We start from the raw sequence: 3,939 nt of genomic DNA, 5'->3' as shown, positions 1-3,939 counted from the left end.
ACCGCCAGATGCAACGCCACCAACGACGACGAACACGCCGTGTCCACCGTCAACGCCGGCCCCTCCAACCCCAACGCGTAGGCAACCCGACCGGACGCGATGCTGCCGGCGCTGCCGTTCACGAGGTAGCCCTCGTACTCCGGCGGAGCCGAGTCGAACTGCGACCCGTAGTCGTCGTACATCACGCCGGTGAAGACGCCGGTCCGGCTGCCGCGCAGCGACGCGGGGACGATCCCGGCCCGCTCCAGCGCCTCCCACGACGTCTCCAGCAGCAACCGCTGCTGCGGATCCATCGCCACCGCCTCCCGCGGCGAGACACCGAAGAACTCCGCGTCGAACTCCGCCGCCGAGTGCAGGAACCCGCCCTCGCGCACGTAACTGCGCCCCAGCGCCTCGGGATCGGGGTCGTACAGCCCCTCGGTGTCCCAGCCGCGGTCGACGGGGAAGGGGGAGATCGCGTCCGTACCGGCCGCCACCAGGTCCCACAACTCCTCCGGCGACACCACACCACCCGGGTAACGGCAGCCCATCCCGACGATCGCGATCGGCTCACGGCTCGCCGACTCGATCTCCGCCAGGCGGGACTTGGTCTTGTGCAGTTCGGCGGTCGCACGCTTCAGGTAGCTGCGGATCTTGTCGTTCTCGGCGTTCATTGCTGCCACCAACTCCTCGGCATGCGGTCGGTCCACGGCGTGGTCACAGCTGCTCGTCCAGGAAGGCGAAGATCTCGTCGTCGGTCGCCTCGTCGAGCCGGTCCGTCACGGTCGCTCCCGCTCCCTCGGCACCGCCGGGCGCGGCGGTACGACCGCGGGGGACGGCGCCGTCCCGCCCAGAGGTGTCGAGCACGGACAGCAGCCCGACGAGCCGCTCCCGTACCTCGGCGCGGCGGGTGTCGTCCGCATCCAGCAGGGCGACCGCCCGTGTGAGGTCGCCGATCCCCGCCAGCGCCGCGTCCGCGGGCGGGGCTCCGGCCGGACGGGGCAGCTCCCCGTCGATGTGCTCCGCCATGGCCTTCGGCGTGGGGTGGTCGAAGGACAGCGTGGTCGGCAGCCGCAGGCCGGCCAGACGGTTGAGCCGGTTGCGCAGCTCCACCGCCGCCAGGGAGTCGACGCCGATCTCCCGGAAGGGCCGTTCGGGCTCGATCTCGGCGGCCGACGTGTACCCGAGGACCTCGGCGACCTGTTCGGCGACGAGGTCCAAGACGGCCGCGGACCGCTCGGCCGGGTCGAGCGCCACTATGCCCGCGATACGTCCGGCGCCGGGGTCGGTCTCCTTGCCGTGCCGGTCGGCCGCCGCGGGGGCGCCGGCCGCGTCGCGGCGGCGCAGGGCGGCGGGCAGCAGGCCGTGCAGCAGGGGGGACATCGTGGCCGCGCCGCGCTCCTTCGCCGTGCGGCGCAGGGCTGCCCGGTCGAGGAGGAGGGGGACGAGGACGGCGGGTCCCTCCCGGTGGTCGGTCAGGGCCAGGTCGAGCAGGTGGAGCCCCTGCTCCGGGGGTATCGCGGCGATGCCGTCCCGGCGCAGTACGCGCAGGGCCAGGTCGTCGAGGCCCCCCGCCATGCCCGTCAGCTCGTCCCACAGACCCCATGCCAGGGACACGGCGGGCAGTCCGGCCGCACGTCGGGCTTGCGCGAACGCGTCGAGTACCGCGTTGGCGGCGGCGTAGGAGCCCTGTCCGGCGCGGCCCAGGAGTCCGGCGGCGGCAGAGAACAGGACGAACGCGCGCAGCGGCCGGTCGAGGGTCGCCTCGTGGAGGTTCCGCACGGCGTCGGCCTTGGGCCGCAGCACGGTGTCGAGCCGCTGCCGGGTCAGGCCGTTCAGGGCGCCGTCGTCCAGCACGCCCGCGGTGTGCACCACACCGGTCAGCGGGTGCTCCGGCACCACCTCGGCGACGGCCTTCCGTACGGCCTCGCTGTCGGTGAGGTCGCAGGCCAGCAAGGTGACCGTGACGCCGAGGCCGGTGAGTTCCCGCTCCAGTGGGCCGGCTTCCGGGGCGTCCGGCCCGCGCCTGCTGAGCAGGAGCATGTGGCGTACGCCGTACCGACGTGCCAGGTGCGGAGCGACGCGCCGTCCGAGGGCGCCGGTGCAGCCGGTGATCAGTACGGTGCCCTCCGGGTCGAACACGGAGTCCGTGGCGGGGCCGTCGGGGGCGGGAGCGGGCGCGGTGGCCGGCGCCTCCGTCGCTGCCGGGGGCACTGCCGGGGCCGTCGGGACCAGGGCCGGTGCCAGCAGTGCGCCCGCCCGCAGGGCGAGTTGCGGCTCGTACGATGCCAGGGCGCGCGGCAGCGCCGTACGGGACTCGGGCGAATCGTCCGTGTCGAGGAGGGTGAAGCGGTCCGGGTACTCCGACTGCGCGGAGCGGAGCAGCCCCCACAGGGCCGCGCCCGCCAGGTCCGGCACCTCGCCGGGACCGGCCGCCACCGCGCCCCGGGTCAGGACGACCAACCGGGAGTCCGCCAGCCGTTCGTCCTCGGCCCACTCCCGGACCAGGGACAGGCCGCGCCCGAGGGCGACACGTACGGGGTCGTCGTTCCAGCCGTCACCCGCACGGGCGGGAGCGTCCGCCTCCGCGTCCGGCGCCACGGGTATCCCGTCGAGTCGGGTGTCCACCGGCGACACGACCACCAGCCCGGGCGCGGGGGTTCCCGCCGCCACAGCCGTGCGCAGGGCGGTGAGGTCCGCGTGGGCGGCAGGTTCCGCGACCGTTTCGGCCGCGGCGGCCCCGAGCACGGTCCAGCCCTGGGCGCCGGAAGCCTCGATCGCGTGCGGAAGCGGCTGCCAGTCGACGCGGTACAGCGGTTCCGGCGTCTCGTCCTTCCCCAGGGTCACCGGGCGGAGCAGGAGCGCGCCGAGGGTGAGGACGGGGTTGCCCGCCGGGTCGGCGGCCTGTACGGAGAAGGCGGATTCGCTGCCGCCGCCCCCGGGTGCCAGCCTGACGCGGAGCGTCTCGGCTCCTGTGGCGTGGAGGGCGATGCCCTGCCAGGAGAAGGGCGCCAACGTGGTGCCGCCGGTGTCGGGCAGCAGCCCGCCGGCGCGCCAAGGGTGAAGGGCGGCGTCGAAGAGGGCCGGATGGATGCCGAACCCGTCACCGGCCGCGCCCGCGACCCCCGCGGGCCGCCGCACCTCGGCGAAGAGTTCGTCGCCGAGACGCCACACGCCGGACAGTGCGGTGAAGGCCGGGCCGTAGCCGTAACCGTCCGCGGCGAACCCGTCGTACAGTTCCTCGACGTCGATCGGTTCGGTACCAGCCGGTGGCCAGGCCCCGGCAGCCCAGGCCATGTCGGCAGCGGCCGGCTCCGCGGTGGTGAGCACTCCTTCCGCGTGCCTGGTCCACTCCGGTTCCTCACCGTCCCGTCCGGCGTCCTCCGGGCGTGCGGCGACGGCCACGGCACGCCGTCCCTGCTCGTCGGCCGCCTCGACCAGCACCTGGACGTGCAGTCCGCCGCGCTCGGGGAGGAGCAGGGGCGCATGGAGCGTCAGTTCCTCGACTCCTCCGCCGCCCGCCTCTTCGGCAGCCCGCAGCAGCAGGTCGGCGATCGCCGTGCCGGGCAACAGCACCGTGCCGGAGATGGCGTGGTCGGCCAGCCACGGGTGGGTGGAGAGTGACACCCGGCCGGTGAGGAGCAGCGCGCCGGAGCCGGCTATCGGCGTGGCACCGCTGAGGAAGGGGTGGTCCTTCCACTCCAGGCCGAAGCGCGCGGCTGCCGAGGCGCCGGTCGAACCGCTCGCCGAACCGGTTGCCCAGTAGCGGGTGTGTTGGAAGGGGTAGGTGGGGAGGTCGATGCGTCGGCCGCCATCACTGCCGGTGTGGAGGGCGTTCACGTCCAGGTCGGCGTCGCGGGTGAAGACGGTCGCCACCGCCGCCTCGAACACCTCCCGCTCCGGACGACCCCGCCGCATCACCGGCACCACCACCACATCACCGGCCCCCTCGAGGCACTC

Annotated in this window: 2 protein-coding genes; both read right to left on the bottom strand. The window is 74.4% G+C overall.

All coding sequences use genetic code 11. From position 1 onward, the window contains the following. Positions 1-653: beta-ketoacyl synthase N-terminal-like domain-containing protein (locus AC07FV_RS34775; protein ID WP_479091760.1), on the bottom strand; the 653-nt coding region annotated here is incomplete at its 3' end. 43 nt (positions 654-696) lie between these two features. After that, positions 697-3,939, bottom strand: a 3,243-nt coding sequence (locus tag AC07FV_RS34770) for a type I polyketide synthase (RefSeq protein ID WP_479091758.1), incomplete at its 5' end; no start/stop codon positions are given.

It is taken from the genome of Streptomyces sp. NPDC045956 (assembly GCF_056430705.1).
The sequence above is the reverse complement of the archived record's forward strand: the minus strand, read 5'-3'. Positions and strand labels throughout refer to the sequence as shown.